Origin of the sequence: Candidatus Competibacter denitrificans Run_A_D11 (genome assembly GCF_001051235.1) — a bacterium.
Classification (GTDB): domain Bacteria; phylum Pseudomonadota; class Gammaproteobacteria; order Competibacterales; family Competibacteraceae; genus Competibacter_A; species Competibacter_A denitrificans.
Genome location: NZ_CBTJ020000044.1, coordinates 1 through 18,170 on the forward strand (window position 1 = coordinate 1; position 18,170 = coordinate 18,170).

15 protein-coding genes and 3 pseudogenes are annotated in these 18,170 nt (G+C 43.6%); 13 read left to right on the plus strand and 5 right to left on the minus strand.

Features of this window, described 5'->3' with window-relative positions:
- Window positions 1-141: 141 nt before the first annotated feature.
- The 7 genes and pseudogenes from BN873_RS20080 to BN873_RS19455 all read left to right on the plus strand — a co-directional run bounded on the left by BN873_RS20080 (window position 142) and on the right by BN873_RS19455 (window position 8,714).
- Window positions 142-534 carry a hypothetical protein gene (locus BN873_RS20080; protein WP_139031688.1) on the plus strand — a complete coding sequence of 131 codons (393 nt, stop codon included), beginning with the start codon at window positions 142-144 and terminating at the stop codon, window positions 532-534.
- 165 nt (window positions 535-699) lie between these two features.
- Window positions 700-3,486, plus strand: a complete 2,787-nt coding sequence (locus tag BN873_RS19080) for a TrlF family AAA-like ATPase (protein ID WP_071244133.1) — start codon at window positions 700-702, stop codon at window positions 3,484-3,486.
- Window positions 3,487-3,517: 31 nt separating this feature from the next.
- Complete coding sequence (gene hsdR / locus BN873_RS10490; RefSeq protein ID WP_048673547.1) at window positions 3,518-5,881, plus strand: EcoAI/FtnUII family type I restriction enzme subunit R; 2,364 nt, start codon at window positions 3,518-3,520, stop codon at window positions 5,879-5,881.
- Window positions 5,882-5,910: 29 nt separating this feature from the next.
- Window positions 5,911-7,512, plus strand: a complete 1,602-nt coding sequence (locus tag BN873_RS10495; protein WP_048673548.1) for a class I SAM-dependent DNA methyltransferase — start codon at window positions 5,911-5,913, stop codon at window positions 7,510-7,512.
- Window positions 7,509-7,778: a hypothetical protein gene (locus tag BN873_RS10500; RefSeq protein ID WP_048673549.1), complete on the plus strand. Its 270-nt coding sequence runs from the start codon at window positions 7,509-7,511 to the stop codon at window positions 7,776-7,778. The genes BN873_RS10495 and BN873_RS10500 overlap by 4 nt, the downstream gene beginning before the upstream one ends.
- A 78-nt stretch (window positions 7,779-7,856) precedes the next feature.
- A pseudogene (locus BN873_RS21345) lies at window positions 7,857-8,027 on the plus strand (restriction endonuclease subunit S); the annotation flags it as partial.
- Window positions 8,028-8,045: 18 nt separating this feature from the next.
- A complete protein-coding gene (locus BN873_RS19455; RefSeq protein WP_082161215.1) occupies window positions 8,046-8,714 on the plus strand; it encodes a restriction endonuclease subunit S in 669 nt (222 codons plus the stop codon).
- An 11-nt stretch (window positions 8,715-8,725) separates the two neighbouring features.
- Here BN873_RS19455 and BN873_RS10505 read toward each other — a convergent pair whose 3' ends face one another.
- Window positions 8,726-9,793, minus strand: a complete 1,068-nt coding sequence (locus BN873_RS10505) for a Fic family protein (RefSeq protein WP_171820454.1) — start codon at window positions 9,791-9,793, stop codon at window positions 8,726-8,728.
- 1,117 nt (window positions 9,794-10,910) lie between these two features.
- On the opposite strand from BN873_RS10505, the gene BN873_RS10510 reads away from it, so the two are divergent.
- On the plus strand, window positions 10,911-11,816 hold the full coding sequence (locus tag BN873_RS10510) for an ArdC family protein (protein ID WP_048673550.1): 906 nt from the start codon (window positions 10,911-10,913) through the stop codon (window positions 11,814-11,816).
- Between the two features lie 79 nt (window positions 11,817-11,895).
- Here BN873_RS10510 and BN873_RS19460 read toward each other — a convergent pair whose 3' ends face one another.
- Together BN873_RS19460 and BN873_RS10515 are read right to left on the minus strand one after the other, a co-directional pair.
- A complete protein-coding gene (locus tag BN873_RS19460; RefSeq protein WP_082161216.1) occupies window positions 11,896-12,189 on the minus strand; it encodes a type II toxin-antitoxin system RelE/ParE family toxin in 294 nt (97 codons plus the stop codon).
- A 136-nt stretch (window positions 12,190-12,325) separates the two neighbouring features.
- The gene (locus BN873_RS10515) at window positions 12,326-12,553 is read right to left on the minus strand and encodes a type II toxin-antitoxin system ParD family antitoxin (protein WP_048673551.1); all 228 of its coding nucleotides are present in this window, start codon (window positions 12,551-12,553) and stop codon (window positions 12,326-12,328) included.
- A 440-nt stretch (window positions 12,554-12,993) separates the two neighbouring features.
- Here BN873_RS10515 and BN873_RS21350 point away from each other — a divergent pair.
- Window positions 12,994-13,329 (plus strand): annotated as a pseudogene (locus BN873_RS21350) (DUF2958 domain-containing protein); the annotation flags it as partial.
- Between the two features lie 536 nt (window positions 13,330-13,865).
- Here BN873_RS21350 and BN873_RS10525 read toward each other — a convergent pair.
- Entirely contained in the window at window positions 13,866-14,351 is a 486-nt protein-coding gene (locus BN873_RS10525; protein WP_048673552.1) for a JAB domain-containing protein, read from the minus strand.
- Between the two features lie 307 nt (window positions 14,352-14,658).
- Between BN873_RS10525 and BN873_RS10530 the strand changes: the two genes are divergently transcribed.
- From BN873_RS10530 to BN873_RS19475, 4 genes and pseudogenes are all read left to right on the plus strand, one after another.
- On the plus strand, window positions 14,659-15,420 hold the full coding sequence (locus tag BN873_RS10530) for a ParA family protein (RefSeq protein ID WP_048673553.1): 762 nt from the start codon (window positions 14,659-14,661) through the stop codon (window positions 15,418-15,420).
- Entirely contained in the window at window positions 15,413-15,697 is a 285-nt protein-coding gene (locus tag BN873_RS10535) for a hypothetical protein (protein ID WP_048673554.1), read from the plus strand. The genes BN873_RS10530 and BN873_RS10535 overlap by 8 nt, the downstream gene beginning before the upstream one ends.
- A 214-nt stretch (window positions 15,698-15,911) precedes the next feature.
- Window positions 15,912-16,182, plus strand: a pseudogene (locus BN873_RS19470) (DUF4160 domain-containing protein).
- 5 nt (window positions 16,183-16,187) lie between these two features.
- Entirely contained in the window at window positions 16,188-16,433 is a 246-nt protein-coding gene (locus BN873_RS19475) for a DUF2442 domain-containing protein (protein ID WP_082161217.1), read from the plus strand.
- Window positions 16,434-16,515: 82 nt separating this feature from the next.
- On the opposite strand, the gene BN873_RS10540 is transcribed toward BN873_RS19475, so the two are convergent.
- Window positions 16,516-17,715, minus strand: coding sequence for a replication protein RepA (locus BN873_RS10540; RefSeq protein WP_071244137.1), 1,200 nt, complete (start codon window positions 17,713-17,715; stop codon window positions 16,516-16,518).
- Window positions 17,716-18,170: the final 455 nt, after the last annotated feature.

The window sequence follows — 18,170 nt, forward strand, 5'->3', positions numbered from 1 at the left end:
AATTCCACATCCCCAGTTCCCGGACTACCCAACTCATCACGACCTCGTCAAAATATCAATATATTACAGCATGTTGAAAATTGTGGGTAATCGGATGGCTTTAAGAGCTTTATTTGGATTACGCTTTTATATACATTTTGTATGTTTTATTTTGCTACCGGTCTAAAAAATATACGAGGAAAAATTCGACTTTACCGCGATGCATTAGTGAGTTGGTTTACTTACGCAAGATATCAAGCCGTACATTTTGATTTTAGTGAAGTCACTCCAAATAAGCTTGGAAGCGGTTGCTTATCCGCTCTATCAACCCCTATCTTTTATATCATCATCTTTATAGCTCAATTTTCTCTCGCTGATTTCTCAATTAGCAAGATTAATACAGAATTCTATATAACCCTCGCACTATTGGTAGGCTTCTTGGTAACTGTAGTTGTTATTTATAACACCCTTTATTTTGCTTATGACGTAAATGGAACAATTTTTGAGAACCCGATTTTACCACCAGGAGTATTTAGAAGCCCAGAAGGAACTTGATTATCCAAAGAGGAATATGCTTCATTAGCACAAGAAATCGACGAACCTCTTCCAGATTTTGATCGTATTTATGTCAGTGTTAAAAGTTATTACGAATCTCTACCTTGGTAAAGTTTTTATAATTAACCTTCAGATTTGCTAAATTTTTTATTTTAGGAGTGCAAAATGGATAAAGGAGCGCACTTTCATCAGTGTGATTTTCAAGTTCATACACCTAGAGATAGAAGGTGGGTCGGTCAAGAATTTATTACAGATGAAGAAAGGAAAAATTATTCTCAAGCTCTAATCAAAGCTTGTAGGGATAAAAAGATACAGGCAATAGCTATAACAGATCATCACGATATGTTTTTTGCTAAATATATACGTCAAGAAGCGATAGAAGAAACTGATGAGAACGGACTTCTTATCCCAGAACAAGAGCGGATCATTGTCTTTCCTGGTATAGAGTTAACTCTTAGTGTCCCATGTCAAGCTATAATTATTTTCGATGCTGATTTTCCAGATGATATGTTTTCGTTAGTTCTAACAGCATTAGCTATTACTGTATCTGACCCTACTGATTCACGAACCATTAAAACTATTAGACAGCCCATAAGAACTATAATGGAAATAAAGGAAAATTTAGACAAACATGAATATCTAAGAGGGAAATATATTATTTTCCCTAATTTAAGTGAGAGTGGGAACTCAACACTCTTAAGGAGTGGGTTTGCAGCTGAATACAAGTCAATGCCCTGCGTTGGAGGATATGTTGATGGGGATTTATCGCAGCACGGTAGAGGAAACACTGAAATTATAGAAGGGCGTAATAAAGAATATGGTAATAAGAAAATTGCGATTTTCCAAACATCCGACAATCGCCGAGAAGATCATGCTGACTTAGGAAAAAATACAACTTGGGTGAAATGGGCAAAGCCGACTGCTGAAGCTTTAAGACAAGCATGTCTAGCAGATAAATCGAGGCTTACACAAAAATTCCCTCATTTACCACAATCTTATATTACGGAAATTAGCGTTTCTAATTCAAAATTTTTAGGACCTTTAAATCTAAAATTTAATAGACAGCTTAATACTCTAATTGGAGGAAGAGGTACTGGAAAATCCTCAATTTTAGAGTACTTAAGGTGGGCTTTATGTGATGAAAATCCAATATCAATGAATGATGATGAGACTATTGACTACCAATCTAAACGCGAGAAACTTATTAAAAATACTCTTCTCGATTTGAAGTCAAATATACAAGTAGGATTTATAAAAAATGATGTTAAGCATACTGTAAGAAGGTTTGATTCAGGTAATGACCTCCTATTGAAAATAGGGGAGGGTGAGTTTGAGAAAGCAACTATCGAACAAATATGTTCAATACTTCCAATCCAGTCATATAGTCAAAAACAACTTAGTAGTGTTAGTGTAAAGAAGGAACAACTTCTTCATTTTATTCAAAAACCTGTCCAAGAGAAAATAAATCGAATAGATCGAGACAGAAAAGACTTGGAGCAAAAAATTCGCCAGGCTTATGGGAATAGAGAAAGATTAAAAACATTAAATAAGGACAAGGAAAAAATTACAAAAGATATTACTTCTCTATTAGAGCAATCTGAAAATTTAAAAAAGAAAATAACAGGATTATTGAAAGATGATGATATTACCATTCGACAAAAATCTTCTATAGATAGAGAAAAATTAATTTGCCAACAATGGAAAGATGATCTGGGTTCTATAAATAATTCTATTAGTGAATTAGCATTTAAATTCTCGAATCATCCCAAAGACGTTGAGTCTGTTGAGCTGGTTAATAAAGAGTTGGTTAATTCCTTGTTATCTGATTTGATACTAGCATATAAGAAATCAAAGCAGGCTATTGACAGTGCGAGTAATATTCTCGAACAAGTCCTTAAATCAGACTCAACCATTACCGAAAAATTCAAAAAAATTAATGATGCTCATGATATCTTTGATCAAAGCTATATTCAAGCAAAAGAGCGTTCTGCTATACATCAATCCACCCTCACAGAGATCGAGTCTATTGATGAAAAAATTAAGGTTTTGCAGCTAGAACGTTCTAGTATAGAAACTAAGTTAGAGCCACTAAAAATGGCAGGGGATCAGTTTGATGAATTGTTTGATCAATGGTTTGAGCATGGAGAATATATTAATAAAATACTTTTAGAGCAATGTAATGAGTTAACAACTCTATCAGATGGAATGATTCGAGCAACATTATTAACCAATAATAATTTTTCTAACGTGCTTGAGGTTTTTCAAGGTGTAATCAAAGGCTCCAATGTTAGAATCAGTAAGGTTGAAGATATCGTTTCAAGTGTTAGAGAGTCAGATAATATTTTTGAGAAATGGCGGTATGTCTTAAGAGAACTAGAAAGCATTATTTCTTATGAAGGAGTAAAATCAGAATCTGAATACTCTAAGTTAATCAATCTTAAGTCTTATTTTAGTAATCAAGACATACAAAAGGTTTCTAATAAGATTAAGCCGCAAGATTGGATTAATATTGCCCTAACACCAATAGAAAGCTTTCCAAAATTTGAGTATAAATCAAGAGAACAAGAGTACATACCATTTGAAGATGCATCCGCAGGCCAACAAGCAACTGCATTATTATGGGTTCTCTTAAATCAAGGTGGCCCTCCATTAATAATCGATCAGCCTGAAGATGATCTCGATAGCCAAATCATCATTAAGATAGTTGAACAAATTTGGAAAGCAAAATTAAACCGCCAGCTCATTTTTTCTAGTCATAATGCCAACTTAGTAGTTAATGGTGATGCGGAACTTGTTGTGTGTTGCGATTATCGAACAGCTGGAGAGCAATCCAGCGGGCATATTAAGATTGAAGGTGCAATTGATATACCAGAAGTCAGGGAAGAAATAACTAAAGTTATGGAAGGTGGCCAAGAAGCGTTCAAATTAAGAAAAGATAAATATGGTTTTTAATTTATCTCTACATATATATTAAGAAATTTTCATGCCCCTTAACGAAGCCGATACTTGCCGTGTTTACGTCACTCCCAAGCTCCAAGCAGTAGGATGGGATACTTCCCCACATAGTCTGGCCGAACAGAGAGTCTTTACCGATGGGCGGGTTTTAACCGCAAGCGGTAAACCCCGACGCGGCGAGAAGAAGCGGGCTGACTACCTTCTGCACTACACCCGCGACTTTATGATTGCGGTCGTCGAGGCAAAATCAGAGGGTGAAGCAGTGGGAACGGGGATGCAGCAGGCGAAGGACTACGCCGAAGTGCTAGGTCTTAAGTTTGCCTATGCCACAAACGGCCATGAAATCTTGGAGTTTGACTACATCACCGGTCAAGAAAGCAGGCTCGCTGAGTTTCCTACCCCCGATACGCTTTGGCAGCGGCTCAAAACGGCGGAGGGCCTGACTGATCCCGTGGCAGAACAACTCCTTACCCCAGCCTACCTCATCGGCATCAAGCCACGCTACTACCAGGAAATCGCCATCAATCGCACCGTGCAAGCGCTGTTGCAGGGGAAGCGACGCTGCTTACTCACGATGGCGACTGGCACCGGTAAGACCGTAGTGGCCTTTCAAATTTGCTGGAAGCTCTGGAATGCCCGCTGGAACACCACGGGCGAGCACCGCAAGCCCCGGATTCTCTTTCTAGCTGACCGCAATATCTTGGTGGATGACCCTAAGGACAAGACCTTTGCACCCTTTGGCGAGGCGCGATTCAAGATCGAGGGTGGCGAAATCAGTAAAGGTCGGGAAATGTACTTTGCCATTTATCAAGCGCTCGCCAAGGACGAACGCCGCCCAGGGCTTTATAGGCAGTATCCGCCCAACTTCTTTGATTTGATTGTCGTCGATGAATGTCATCGAGGCAGCGCCCGCGATGAAAGTAATTGGCGGGAAATCCTTGAATATTTTGAACCGGCCTATCAGTTGGGGATGACCGCAACCCCTTTGCGGGAAGATAACCGCGATACCTACCACTATTTTGGTAAACCGCTTTACATCTACAGCTTAAGTCAAGGCATCGAAGACGGCTTTCTTGCGCCTTATCGCGTTCATCGCGTCATTACCACAGTAGACGCGGCAGGCTGGCGACCCACCCAGGGTGAGCGGGATCGCTACGGACGAGAAATCCCCGATGGGGAGTATCGCACCGAGGATTTTGAGCGGCTCATTGCCCTAAAAGCGCGAACAGACGCCATTTCCCGCCACTTGACGGACTTCATGAAGCGCACAGATCGCTTTGCAAAAACCATCGTTTTTTGCGTCGATCAGGAACATGCCGATGAGATGCGCCGGGCCATTGCTAACCTGAATCCTGATTTGGTCAAGCAGTATCCAAACTATGTGGCCCGCGTGACGGCTGATGAAGGCGGCATTGGGCGCGGACACTTAAGCCGCTTCCAGGAGCTTGAAACCATCGCACCGGTTATCCTCACCACCTCGCAACTATTGACTACTGGCGTAGACGCGCCAACCTGCAAAAACGTGGTTATTGTCCGAGTCATCAACTCGATGAGCGAGTTTAAGCAAATCATCGGACGCGGCACCCGAATTCGGGAAGATTACGGCAAGCTCTATTTCAACATCTTGGACTATACCGGTTCTGCCACCAAGCAATTTGCCGATCCAAACTTTGATGGCTTCCCCGATTTTTCTGAAGATATCGTAATCGATGGAGAGGGCAACACCATTTCGGAGGGCGAAATTAACGAGCCACCCGCGATTTATGGGGATGAGGGCGAGAACCCCCCGCCCACTGGCGAGGAAGACGAGCCAAGCCAGCCACGCAAATATTATGTAGACGGTGGTCTGGTACAAGTGATTGGCCATCAAGTCTTAGAACTTGATGCAGACGGCAAGCAACTTCGCACCATCCAATATACTGATTACACCGCAAGTAAAGTTAGAACGCTCTTTCGCTCTGCTAATGATCTGCAAGACCAATGGGCTAATCCCCTGAGCCGTGAAGAACTCTTGCGTTCTTTAGAGGAACAAGGCGTTACCTTTGAAGCCTTAGCGGAAGCCGCCGAGCAGCCAGAAGCCGATCCGCTTGATCTACTCTGCCATGTCGCTTTCAATACACCGGTGCGTACCCGTCGGGAACGCGCCGCACGGGTCAAGGGGCAGGAGCAAGCGTTCTTTGCTCAGTATGGCGAGAAGGCCCGCGCTATTTTGGATAGCTTACTCAATCAATACGCCGAGCATGGGCCAGAACAACTGACCATTCCCCACGCCTTGCAAATTCCCCCCATTTCGCAGTATGGCAACGTGATGGAGATTGCAAACCTCTTTGGTGGCCCGCTGCCGCTCAAGGAGGCGGTAGACCAGCTCCAAATACTCATCTATGCGATGTAACAACAACCGCTCATAAACCTTAATTCCTCATGGCTCGACAGAAAAAGATCAATACCCCGCCCACGGCCAAGAAACCCACCACGCCTACCACCACCGTTCAGCAATTGGGCAGCCTGATCAAGTCCGCACGCGACATCATGCGCAAGGACAAGGGCTTAAATGGCGATCTGGATCGCTTGCCGATGCTGACTTGGATTATGTTTCTCAAGTTTCTCGATGACCTGGAGCAGGTGCGGGAAACCCAGGCCGTTTTAGCCGGTAAACCGTTTCGACCGGCGATTGAAAAGCCCTACCGCTGGCGGGACTGGGCTGCGAAGGAAGGTGGCATTACCGGCGAGGAGCTAATCGCTTTTATTAATAATGATGAAGTGATGCGCCCAAACGGTCAGCGGGGAGCCGGTCTTTTTGCTTATTTGCGCGGTTTGCAAGGGGCTAACGGTGGTGACCGGCGCGACGTGATCGCCACCGTCTTCAAAGGGGTGCAGAACCGAATGATTAACGGCTATCTGCTGCGCGATGTGATTGACAAGGTGAACGGCATCCACTTCAACGCTACCGAAGAAATGCACACCTTGGGACATCTCTACGAATCCATGTTGAAGGAAATGCGGGATACCGCAGGCGATTCTGGCGAGTTCTACACCCCCCGCGCCGTGATTCGCTTTATGGTCGAAGTCGTCAATCCCCAGCTTGGGGAAACCGTGCTTGACCCCGCTTGCGGCACCGGTGGTTTTCTGGTTGAGGCGTTTAGCCATCTGCAAGCCCAGACCAAGACCGTCAAAGACCGTGAAACCTTGCAGGAACGCAGCATCCAGGGCGGCGAGGCCAAATCCCTTCCCTATTTGCTTGCTCAAATGAATCTGCTGCTGCATGGTCTTGATAACCCGAAGATCGATTCAGGAAACAGCCTGCGCTTTCCCTTGCGCGAAATCGGCGATAAGGATCGGGTGGAGGTGATTCTCACCAACCCATCCTTTGGTGGGGAGGAAGAAAAAGGCATTCAGGGTAATTTCCCAGACGATATGCAGACTTCAGAAACCGCGCTGCTGTTTCTGCAACTCATCATGCGCAAGCTCAAGCGCCCTGGCGGAAAATCGACCGGTGGACGGGCCGCTGTGGTGGTACCAAATGGCACCCTTTTTGGTGACGGCGTATGCGCTCGCATCAAAGAGCAGCTTGTAAAGGAGTTTAACCTTCATACCATTCTTCGCTTGCCGAACGGCGTTTTTGCGCCTTACACCAGCATTCCAACCAACCTGTTATTTTTTGACCGTAGCAGGCCGACTGAAGCCATTTGGTACTACGAAATTCCGCTACCGGAAGGGCGCAAGAACTACACCAAGACCCAGCCGATAAGGTTTGAAGAGTTTGCGGAGTGCATTGCCTGGTGGAAGCAGGAAATGCGGGAAGAAAACGAACAAGCTTGGAAGGTTTCTGCAAGCGATGTGCTCAAGTACAACCCTGAGGGAACTCTACAATCGGTCAATCTGGACATCAAGAACCCCAACAACGCCGAGACCCTGGAGCATTTACCCCCTGAGCAACTGGCCGAGGACATCATCAAGAAAGAGCGACGGATTTTGGAATTGATGGAGGAGATCAAGGCCGAGCTGGGGAGGGCGGAGATATGAGTAAGGGCTGGCCGCTGGTGAAGTTGGGGGAGGTGCTACAAGCAGAGAAAAGACAAGTCATAATTGCAGCAGATCGTGAATATAAAATGCTTGGTGCGCGTTGGTATGCCAAAGGTTTGTATATAAAAGACACTAAATATGGATCACAAATTAAAGCATCTTCTCTTTACTGTATCCATGAAGGAGATTTTGTATATAATCGTCTTTTTGCCTGGAAAGGATCGTTTGCTATTGCAACTAAAGAAGATGATGGCTGCTTTGTGTAAAATGAGTTTCCTTGTTTTCGTGTAAATAGAGAAAAAATTCATTCACAGTATCTGAGGTGGTATTTCGGTCAAGAACCGATTTGGAAAGAAGCTCTAGGGTTAAGTTATGGCGCTACCCCTACAAGTAGAAATCGCTTAAATGAAAGACAGTTACTCAGTATTAAAATCCCACTCCCCCCTCTAGCAGAACAGCAACGAATTATAGCCAAAATTGAGCGACTGGCGGGGAAGATTGAGGAGGCAAAAGAATTACGGCGGCAATTAAAATTGAATATAAGTTTTTTCTTAGCAGCTTATACTAATGCTATATTTAGTAATGATGAATTATTAAAATCACCTACCTATTTGTTAGGAGATATTGCAGAGATAAGATCTGGTATTACACTCGGACGACCTTTAACAGGAAAAACTGTAAGTTTACCTTACCTAAGAGTTGCTAATGTTCAAGATGGATATCTTGATCTCTCGATAATTAAGGAAGTCAGTTTACTAGAGAGTGAAGTAGATAAATGGAAATTAAAATTTGGTGATTTACTTCTTACAGAGGGCGGTGATTTGGATAAGCTTGGCAGAGGAACGATATGGAGAGGCCAAATAAAAAACTGTATCCACCAAAATCACATATTTCGTCTTCGAGTTAATACAAATGAGTTTTACCCTGAGTTCCTTGCAGCAGTTATCGGTTCACCCACTGGCAAAACATATTTTCAAGCAGCATCCAAACAGACTACGAATCTCGCATCGATAAATCAGCGTCAGCTTAAGGCTTTTCCAGTTTTTAAGCCTTCACTTCCAGCTCAAAAAAGGATTCTAAACAAATTAGAACATATACGATCTAAAATAGACGATTTCAGAACACTCCAATCTCAAACCACCGCCAAAATTGACGCCCTACTCCCCTCCATTCTCGATAAAGCGTTTAAGGGTGAACTCTAAGGGGTCTTGTTTCAATCTGCTCTATTCTCCTGCTTCGCAGGTAGCCCATACCAAGCGCCTCTACCCTGTCCGTAGCGCACAAGTAGCCCGCGTTTTACCAACTCGGCAAGACGCACCTTTACCGTTGGCCGGGGTGCGTTCGTCAGTTTTTCCGCTTGACTGGTGGTCATGCGTCCATCGGCCCGCACCTGTTCAAGAATCGCCAAGGCGTCAGGGTGCAAGCCTTCCATGCGGGCATCTTGAGCGAGTTTAGCGGCAAGACGGTCTTTTTGCTGCTTGAGGGCGCGAAGGAAAAAGAGTAGCCACGGTTCCCAGTCGGGCGCATCGCTTGTGAGCGTTCCTTGCGTTCGCCGCAAGGCCAAATAGTAACTGTCCTTACTTCGCTCGATGATGCTTTCAAGCGAGCTAAACGGCGTATAGCTATAACCCGATTGCAGTAACAACAATGTGGTGAGCACACGAGAAAGCCGCCCGTTTCCATCCTGGAAAGGGTGGATCGCCAGAAATTCCACAATAAAGAGGCCCATCACGAGGAGCGGATGCAGGCTGGCATCGGCTAACGATTCCCGTGTCCAGGCTAAAAGCTCTTGCATCCTAAGCGGCGTCTCAAAGGGTGAGGCCGTAGCGAAGATGATCCCCAGGCTTTCCCCCGCTGGCCCGAAGGCTTCAACGTGATTGGGGAGCTTTTTGTAATCGCCTCGATGGCGCTCATCCTTATTTGCGTGCCGTAACAAGGTCGCGTGAAGCTGCTTGATGTAGTTTTCTGTAAGGGGAATCAGCGCGTGATTGGCAAAAACAGTCTCCATCACTTCCGCATAGCCCGCCACTTCCTCTTCATCCCGACTGACAAAATGGGTTTGACCAAGCCGCCCTAAGAGCGCTTCTACCTCACGGTCAGACAGCTTTGCCCCCTCAATGCGCGTTGACGACCCGATGCTTTCAATGGTGGCAACTCGCCTAAGCACCGCTAACCGTTCAGGGGCAAGGGCCGTCATCGCCTTCCAGCCGCCTTTGAATTCGTCAATTTCGGCAATCAGCCGGAGCATTTCAGGGGTAATTTTGAGGGAGGCGAGTTTCATCAGGAATCTTGAGCTGATTGTTTCTTGTCCACAAATATCCAATTGTATCCATTTAGGCAAGCTAAATATCCAATTTCCTCACTAAACGAGCGCGCTCGATTTTTCGCTCGTTTAGCACACCCTATAAAGACGACTTCTGACTTCCCTACCAAGGCGTAAGCCCTGGTACGAAGTACATATTTAAGCATCTTTAAGTCGTCGAGAGCTTGCTAGGTGCTTCTCTTCCCTTCGCAGCTTTCTGAAGCCTATCATCCATCAAGCAGCAAGCCAGCTAGTAAACCGCTAAGCGCCCTCTCCAAGGGAATCATTGAGTTAGCAAAAAACCGCTTGCTACCTTCCTACTCTTCTTCCTTAGACCGCATACGCCAAAAACAAGCTCACACCCAACTTTGATAGCCTACCAGGCGCTCATGAGAGGGAGAAATCTTCGGTGGTTGCTACTGATGAGTAACCAGGCTCCAGCATGGCATAGTGTCTTGACTGATGATGTAGCGAACTGCCCATATTTCAAAGCTGTGCGGCAGGCTCACCTTACTCAAACAAATCTTACCGCTTGGATTAGGTAGCGCTCTCTACGGTCAGGAACCCCAACTTATTTGGCTTAAGGGTTTTTCTCGGTTGGTTTTAGTCTCGCCATTGAAGCTCAGGCTTATCCCCTTTACTGCCGCTCTTTCACTGTGTATGCCCCTATTGAGTTACGATAATCTCTACTATGCCTTGAGGTCAGTATTTACCCTCTTCAAGTAGGCCCTCCATCTTAGGCCAAAGTTGCTTTGCTTTCTTCCAAGGTATGAATGAACTCCCTCGATGCAGCAATCGAGTAATCAGCTTAGTTTATAGTTTGCTTGCGTTTTTTACTTCTCCTTAAATTTTTCACCTATCCCCAAACGCCCTTTATTAACCGGCTTTCTTGCAGGCGTAAGTATCGTCTGCAACGGTATTGCCACTCACTTTTTTCCCCTGTGTAAACACATTCCTCGCGGACGCTTCGCTCCAAAAAACTGCTTGCAAACCATCCTTCACGCTGTTTCGGCCTACGGTGCAGAGATACTAAACCGCCTGCTTTTTAAGCCTGTAAAGGCCGCATGGGGCGGTCGAAACAATTAAAGGAGTTATTATGAAAACGAATCAATCAAACCAAAACATCTATCAACAGATTACAGACCGAGTAATTGCCGCTATCGAAGCGGGAGCTTCCAAATTTGAAATGCCTTGGCATAAAGGCCCAAATCAAAGGAGGCCCAAGAACGTAGCAACCGGTAATAGTTATCGAGGGATTAATACTGTTTCCCTCTGGGTTGCACAGCTAGAGCACGATTATTCAAGTAATCTCTGGGGCACTTACAATCAGTGGAAAGCGTGTGGCGCACAAGTGCGCAAAGGGGAGCACGCTGCCCCCGTGGTGTTCTTCAAAGGCTTTGAACAGCCTGAAAACCAGACCGAGGAAACAAAACCAAACTTTTCCTTTATCGCCACTACGAGTTGGGTTTTTAACGCTGACCAAGTTCATGGCTGGAACGCCTCTAATCCAACTCCGACTACCGATAAGATTCGAGTGTTTGAGGAAGCCGAATCCTTCATTGCCGCAACCAAGGCCAATATCAAAGAAGTGGGCACTTGCGCTTGCTACAAACGGTTTCAAGACACGATCTACGTGCCAAGCTGGCAACTCTTTCGTGGTTCTCATACAAGTAGCGCCACCGAAAGCTATTATTCCATTCTACTTCATGAGCTTACTCACTGGACAGGCCATCAAAGCCGAGTTAATCGTGAGCTAAATAACCGCTTTGGCGAATCCGGTTATGCAATGGAGGAGCTAGTAGCGGAGCTTGGCGCAGCTTTTCTCTGTGCTGACTTGAATATCTCCTTGGAGCCGAGGGCCGACCACGCGGCTTACATCGCTATCTGGCTTCGCGTCTTGAAGAACGATAAACGGGCCATCTTCACCGCTGCCTCAAAGGCAAGTGAAGCGGTTGACTACCTCAACAAGCTCCAACCTCACCTGCTTGAACACGCTGCTTAAACCTGTTTCCCTACCAGGGCTTACACCTTGGTAGGGGTTTCTTCGCAAAAACCAAGCCTAGCGTGGTAATTGATGACCCTTAAAGATGCCGATCAGTATCCATACGAGCATGAAGAATACGCACTATCTCGATAACGCCTTCTTTGACTGGACGATAAAAAATTAGGTGACTACCCGCGCTGAGTTTACGGTAGCCCGCTCGAACCTCGCTACAATCCCGACCGATTAAGGGGTTAGATGCTAAATCGTGAAAATAACCATCTAGCATCGTCAAGTACTGATCTCTTTGCGCCCTACCCCATTCTCTTTGGGTGTAGTTGCCGATTTCTTTTAAGTCCGACTTTGCCGCATTCGTTAGATAGAAAGATGACATTAATTCGTGCTTTCATTATTCATAGGAGTTACGCAGTTGGATCTCTAACACTCTGATTTTAAAAGAAATCGACTTGTGCGGTAGACAACCGAAATTTTCCATTAATCAATCACTTAGAATTTCAACTGCGTAACTCCTAATTCAGTTCATCTAATAAACTTTTTAAGGAGTAGTCGGCCCTGCCACTTTCTTCGCCTTCCTTAAGGGCCAAGCGCAAAGCTGAAAGCTTGATTTCATGCTCCTCTAGAAGCCTTAACCCCGCTCTAATTGCCTCGCTTGCTGAACCATAGCGGCCTTCAGAAATTTGCTTAGTTATGAAATCCTCAAAGTGAGAACCAAGGGTAACGCTAGTATTTTTTTGCATAATATCTCCTATTCAGGCTTTATAATACCAATATATAATATATTTTGGTATTAAGCCAATATTATTAGCCACCTGATTTCATTCATTTAATCTACCGGCAAGCGTAAGATAAAGCTATTTATAAAGCAAAGTATAAAGATTCTTAGCTTTACCATAAGAGCATACTGCCAGGGGAAAGCCTTCCCCCTGGCTTCAACCGGTTCCCGTTTTCAGCACACCCCCTTCTACGGGGACACCCCGTAACGCCCCTTCCTAAGGAGCTTTTGCCCCTAGCGCACGCAAGGCCAAAAAGGAAGGGTATCCCCTACTTTCCGCGCTCCGCTTGTGCAAGTCGGGTGATTCCCCTCCCCTCCTTTTGACCTCTGCGTTTGCCTCCCCAGTCTTCGCCAGACAGGCAGAAGGTGAATTGAATTCACCTTAAAACCCTAAAATGAGGAAACATGGAACTAATCACTGAAGAACAAAGAAAGAAAATGCTAGAAAATGGAGAAAAAACAAAAGCTAACCATACTGGTAACCACTGGCCAGTGGTTAAGCTCTTTACGCCAGATGCTAATTGCACTTGGCTCTTATCGGAGCTTGACCCAGATGACCCAGATATTGCCTTTGGCCTTTGTGATTTGGGCTTAGGATTTCCCGAACTAGGTTATGTGAGTATTACTGAGCTTAAAAATATACGTGGTAAGCTTGGGTTACCTGTTGAGCGTGACTTACACTTCACGCCTTCTAAAAGTTTAGAAAGCTATGCTGAGGCGACAAATCAGCCTGGAAGTATTACTCAAGGAGAAAAATCTTTTCAAGCTTCAGATTTAAGCGAAGAATTCATTGATAGAGCCGATTCAATATTTAGCCACTGTGGCGATTTGGTTCACTATAGCAGTATACTTCATTATCAAATAGAAGAGACCGGTTGGCCTACCCACAGCCTAAGCGCTGACGAATACAAAAGACAAGCTAAAGAAACTGAAGGCCACGCTAGGGAAGAAGCTCTTAAAATGAATCCAGCTCAATTAATTGTCACTATCAAAGTTCTGGCTGAAGCACTGTATGAAATGCATACTGAACCTTTAAGAAAAGAACTTTCACTTGAAAGTGACAAGCCTTCTACACCTAGGTAAGGTTTAATTTGTAAGAATTAAGCTTTTTTTCGATGAATGCTATAAAAGCAAAATATATAGCATTTTTTATATATATTTATAAAGCTTATTAGCTTTATAATTTATAACATAACCTATTATAATATTTAGAGAAATAGGTGTAGATACTAACCAAAATAATTACGGCTGAAGGAGTCTCTCCTTCAGCCGTAAATTTATATAAACCCGCATTCAGCAAAAGAAACGCAGTTACCATCCCCTACCACGATATGATCAATCAACCGCACATCTATCAAGGCAAGCGCCTCAATAATCCGAGTGGTAATTTTCTTATCGCTCTCACTTGGTTCTGGAACACCCGAAGGGTGATTATGAGCTACCACCAAGGCCGCAGCATTATATGTAAGGGCCTTCTGGGCCAAAATCCGTGGGAAGATCGGCGCTGAATTAATCGTTCCAAAAAACAACTCCTCGTAACCGAGGATACGATGCTTCTCGTTTAAGAATAATGCTGCAAAAACTTCCCTTTGTTGAAGGGCCAATTTCTGCGTGAAGAATTCAAAGCACGTCTTTACACATGTAATGCTCTCACCATGCCTAAATCTTCTTGCAATTACTCCTTTAGCAGCACTTAGAATTTCTTCAGAGCTTGCTACCCGATATTCTCCAGATGCGTCTTGAATCATCAACATGGGCTTCATTGCTTTTACCCCTAGGCTGGAAACAGCCGAGCAAAACCTGTTCTGCACGGCTGTTCCCAGTACGGGATACTAAAATGAAGCTAAAAACCTCTATCTACACCCAGTTTCAGACGTTAAGAAAATAAAGTCACAATAGAGTTATGCACGAAGTCGAGGGGATGTTGTGTAGATTATTTTCTATCAAAAGAGCAAGCATGAATGCTTTATAATAATAAAGATTATTGAAAGCATATTATAAGTAATTTGTGCTTTACAATTTTAAATAGTAGTATCTAATATATTGGAATATTTTAAGGATTACTTAAAAATGATCTACGCAATTCTTAATCAGAAGGGCGGGGTAGGGAAGTCAACCATTTCAGTCAACCTTGCCTACGGCCTAGCCCAAGCAGGCAAGCGCACGCTTCTTATTGACCTTGACCCCCAGGCTCACGCAAGCGTGATTTATTGCCCAGAGATTCCAAAAGAACCAACGACCAAGGAAATCTTCACTGACCGCTCCCTGAACCTTCATCAGCTTATCCGGCCAGCTATCGTAGGCGGCGAAAAGGCAGATAATTTATTTATTATCCCTTCAAATATTCGCTTAGCTACCACTGCCGAACAAATTACGGTTAGAACTCACCGTGAAAAGCTTCTATATAATCATCTAAAGAAAATTACTTCTGAATTTGACATCATTTTAATTGATTGCCCGCCGAATTTGGGTGTTTTAACGATTAACGCTATCTATACCGCCGACCAGATTATCATTCCAACAACTTACGGAAAGTATTCTCTTGACGGTATAGCAGACCTCTTTTCATCAATTGCTGAGGTTAAAGAAAGTGATTCCTACAAATACCTTATCTTAAGAAACTCCTACGATGGGAGAAATAAGCAAACAAATCAATTTATTGAAACTCAGCTAGAACCGTTCTCTGATAACGTGCTTAAGACTGTCATTCGGAAAACCGAAGCTCTGAATCAAGCTCAGATTAATAATGAACCAGTATTTACTTTTGATCCAAAGGGAAACGGTACCCAAGACTTCTTGGCTTTAACTCAGGAGGTACTAACACATGGCTAAGAAACTTACTGGTGTCACCAAGCTAGCTAGAGCCGTACAAGATAAGTCTCTTGAGGAAAAGCAACCCGCAACTGAGCTAAAAGGAAGACAAAAACCAAAGCTAAAGAATTTTCGGCTGACAGGAGTCGATATAATGCGCTTACAGAAACTTACCGAAGCCGTAAACAAAGAAAGTGAACGGCAGATTAGTGAAACTGCTGTGATCAAAGGTTTGATTATTCTTGGAGAAAAAACCAATACAGAAAAGCTACTTAAGATGATTCGGGAGGCTTGGTAGAGAAGGGAAGTGCTTTATATTTGTAAAGCACATTGTAAATATTCAGTTTGATAGTTTATTTATAAACATATTTTATAACTTTAGGAGTTACGCAGTTGAAATCATAAGCCATTGATCCGTAAAGAATCATGATTGTGCATGGCACAAGCTGATTTCATTTAAAATCAGATCCTTAGATATTCAACTGCGTAACTCCTAAACTTAAAAAGATAACATGCCATCGATATCAATGTTTTATGGAATTGTTATTTATATGTATTTCATAGATAACAAGGAGCATAGCACCCCACATTCTTCATGCAAAATACCAAGAATATGAAGTAATTCTTTCTATTCCAGATGGCTATATCCTTGAAGGTGATATTCCAAGTGTAAAAATGAAACTTCTTCAAGCATGGATAGAGTTACACAAGGATGAACTTATTGCGAATTGGGAGCTTGCAGTTGCCGGACAACAACCTTATAAAATCGACCCTTTGAGGTAAGAGAAGTGAATCCAAGGATTAGCAGAGTAGTAGCAACCGATGATTATAAGTTGAAACTTACTTTTACTAATGGTGAGCACGGTGTTTATGACTGCTCTGGTTTATTAGATTTTGGTGTTTTTAGGGAGCTTAAGGATAAAAATTATTTTAAGAAAGTAGAAGTTTTAGATGGTACGATTGTGTGGCCTCATGAACAAGATATTTGCCCAGATACTCTCTATCTTGATTCGGATAGGGAATTACTCAAGTAAAAATATTTACATCATAATTTCATTTTTATTTGCAAGTTAGACTTACAATGTGCTTTATATATGTAAAGCATATTGTAAAGACTTATGGCCTTCCTTTCTTTTGAAATCTTTGCTTACAAAACCCGATAAATGCAGCATCAGGGTTCTTTGGGCGTTCTTTACCAGTAATCCATTCACGCCACTCCTGTTCAAGAAAATAAACATCCCATCCAGGAGCAACCTTCTTTGCTTTTTCGTAGGTTTCCGTTGAAAGGCGAATTACTGAGCTATCAACTACATTTGGAAGTCTTTGAGGAAAGCCTGAAGAAACCAGACTAAGTGCAGGGGAAACTACGGGGTGTGTTTCAATAATAGGAAGCTCTTCGACAAATGGAGTAGGGAAGGGCGTACGGTCAAGGCGTTGTGGAGCTGTACCTTGCAAAGGCGGCTTAAATACTTGGGCCACATGGGGTTTACTTGGCTTTAGCAAAAGCCCACGATCCCGCTCTTCAACATTGGCTTCAGGATAAACCAAAAGAACAGCTTGAAGTTGCTTGAGGAAGTTAATCTTAAAATCTATGGTTCTTTGATAATCTGCTCCAAACTGCATTTCCAAAACTGGCCAGGGAATCTCTGTGGATTTACGCAAATAAGACATTCGGTAAGTTAGCCAGCAGTAAATATCTAAGGCCATTGGAGAGCGCTTCAAGAGCTTAAGTGCTCGCATATCAACTGGGATAGGGTTATTTATAATTTCATTATAAAAATCAGCGCCTAACTTAAGAGAAGATTTCCACAGAGGTATTTGGCCTGGTGATTTTGGGTCCCACCACAAGTGCGCTTCAGTTACGATCTTTACACCATACATCCCCATTCTATGTTTGTCTTCGTAAAAGCATGTGATGGAGGAGGCAAAAAGGCGATTCATCTGATCGCGAAGTCTAGTTACGCTTCCCCACCTTCCTCCAGTAGGTACCATTCCAAGCTCACGCATGAAATGTGATAGCGATGGCCCTAGTTCAAGCTCAGGGGAATGAACACGGACGGCTTCAGAGGTAACCCAGGAAACCAGCAATCTAGGAATATTCCCATAGGGAAGTCCTATGATGCTTGGGGACATGATAGAAAGAGTAAAATTCCCGTTACGCCTTGTAAACTCGCCTCCTGCAATTGGGCGATGGGGTAGAGTAGCTTGGGTAAGTGCTCGTGAAATGAACCCAACTGTACCAGCCCGCTGGGCATCTTCCATATCGATAGCTAGTAGCTCAGCAACGAATGGGTCGTCTAGCTTCCTGTCTTTCATGGCCTTCTCAAACTTTTTCTAACTTGAACCCTAAGCAGAGAATAGATCAGCCTCGTAAGGGAAACCAGCGGAAAAGTTATCCACAGGCAGGGAGTTTGGTTACGCATATATACTCACAAGTTACGCATATATACTCACACTTTTACGCATATATACTCACAAGTTACGCATATATACTCACACTTTTACGCATATATACTCACAAAAAGTTAATATAAGTTATTGAAAATTAAAGCGTTTTCTGTCATCCCTGTATTACCCTATATATACCTATAAACACCTGTAGGGGCACCTCAGCCTGTGGATAACTCCAACCAGCAAGCGGCTATTCAAACATGGCGAAGGTGTTTTTTAAAAAATTTAGGAGTTACGCAGTTGCCGGTAGCCTGTAAAGTGGATTAGTCAGATAGGTGCGGATGGCGGGGCGGATGATAGCGAGTTTCGCCTCAAACCAG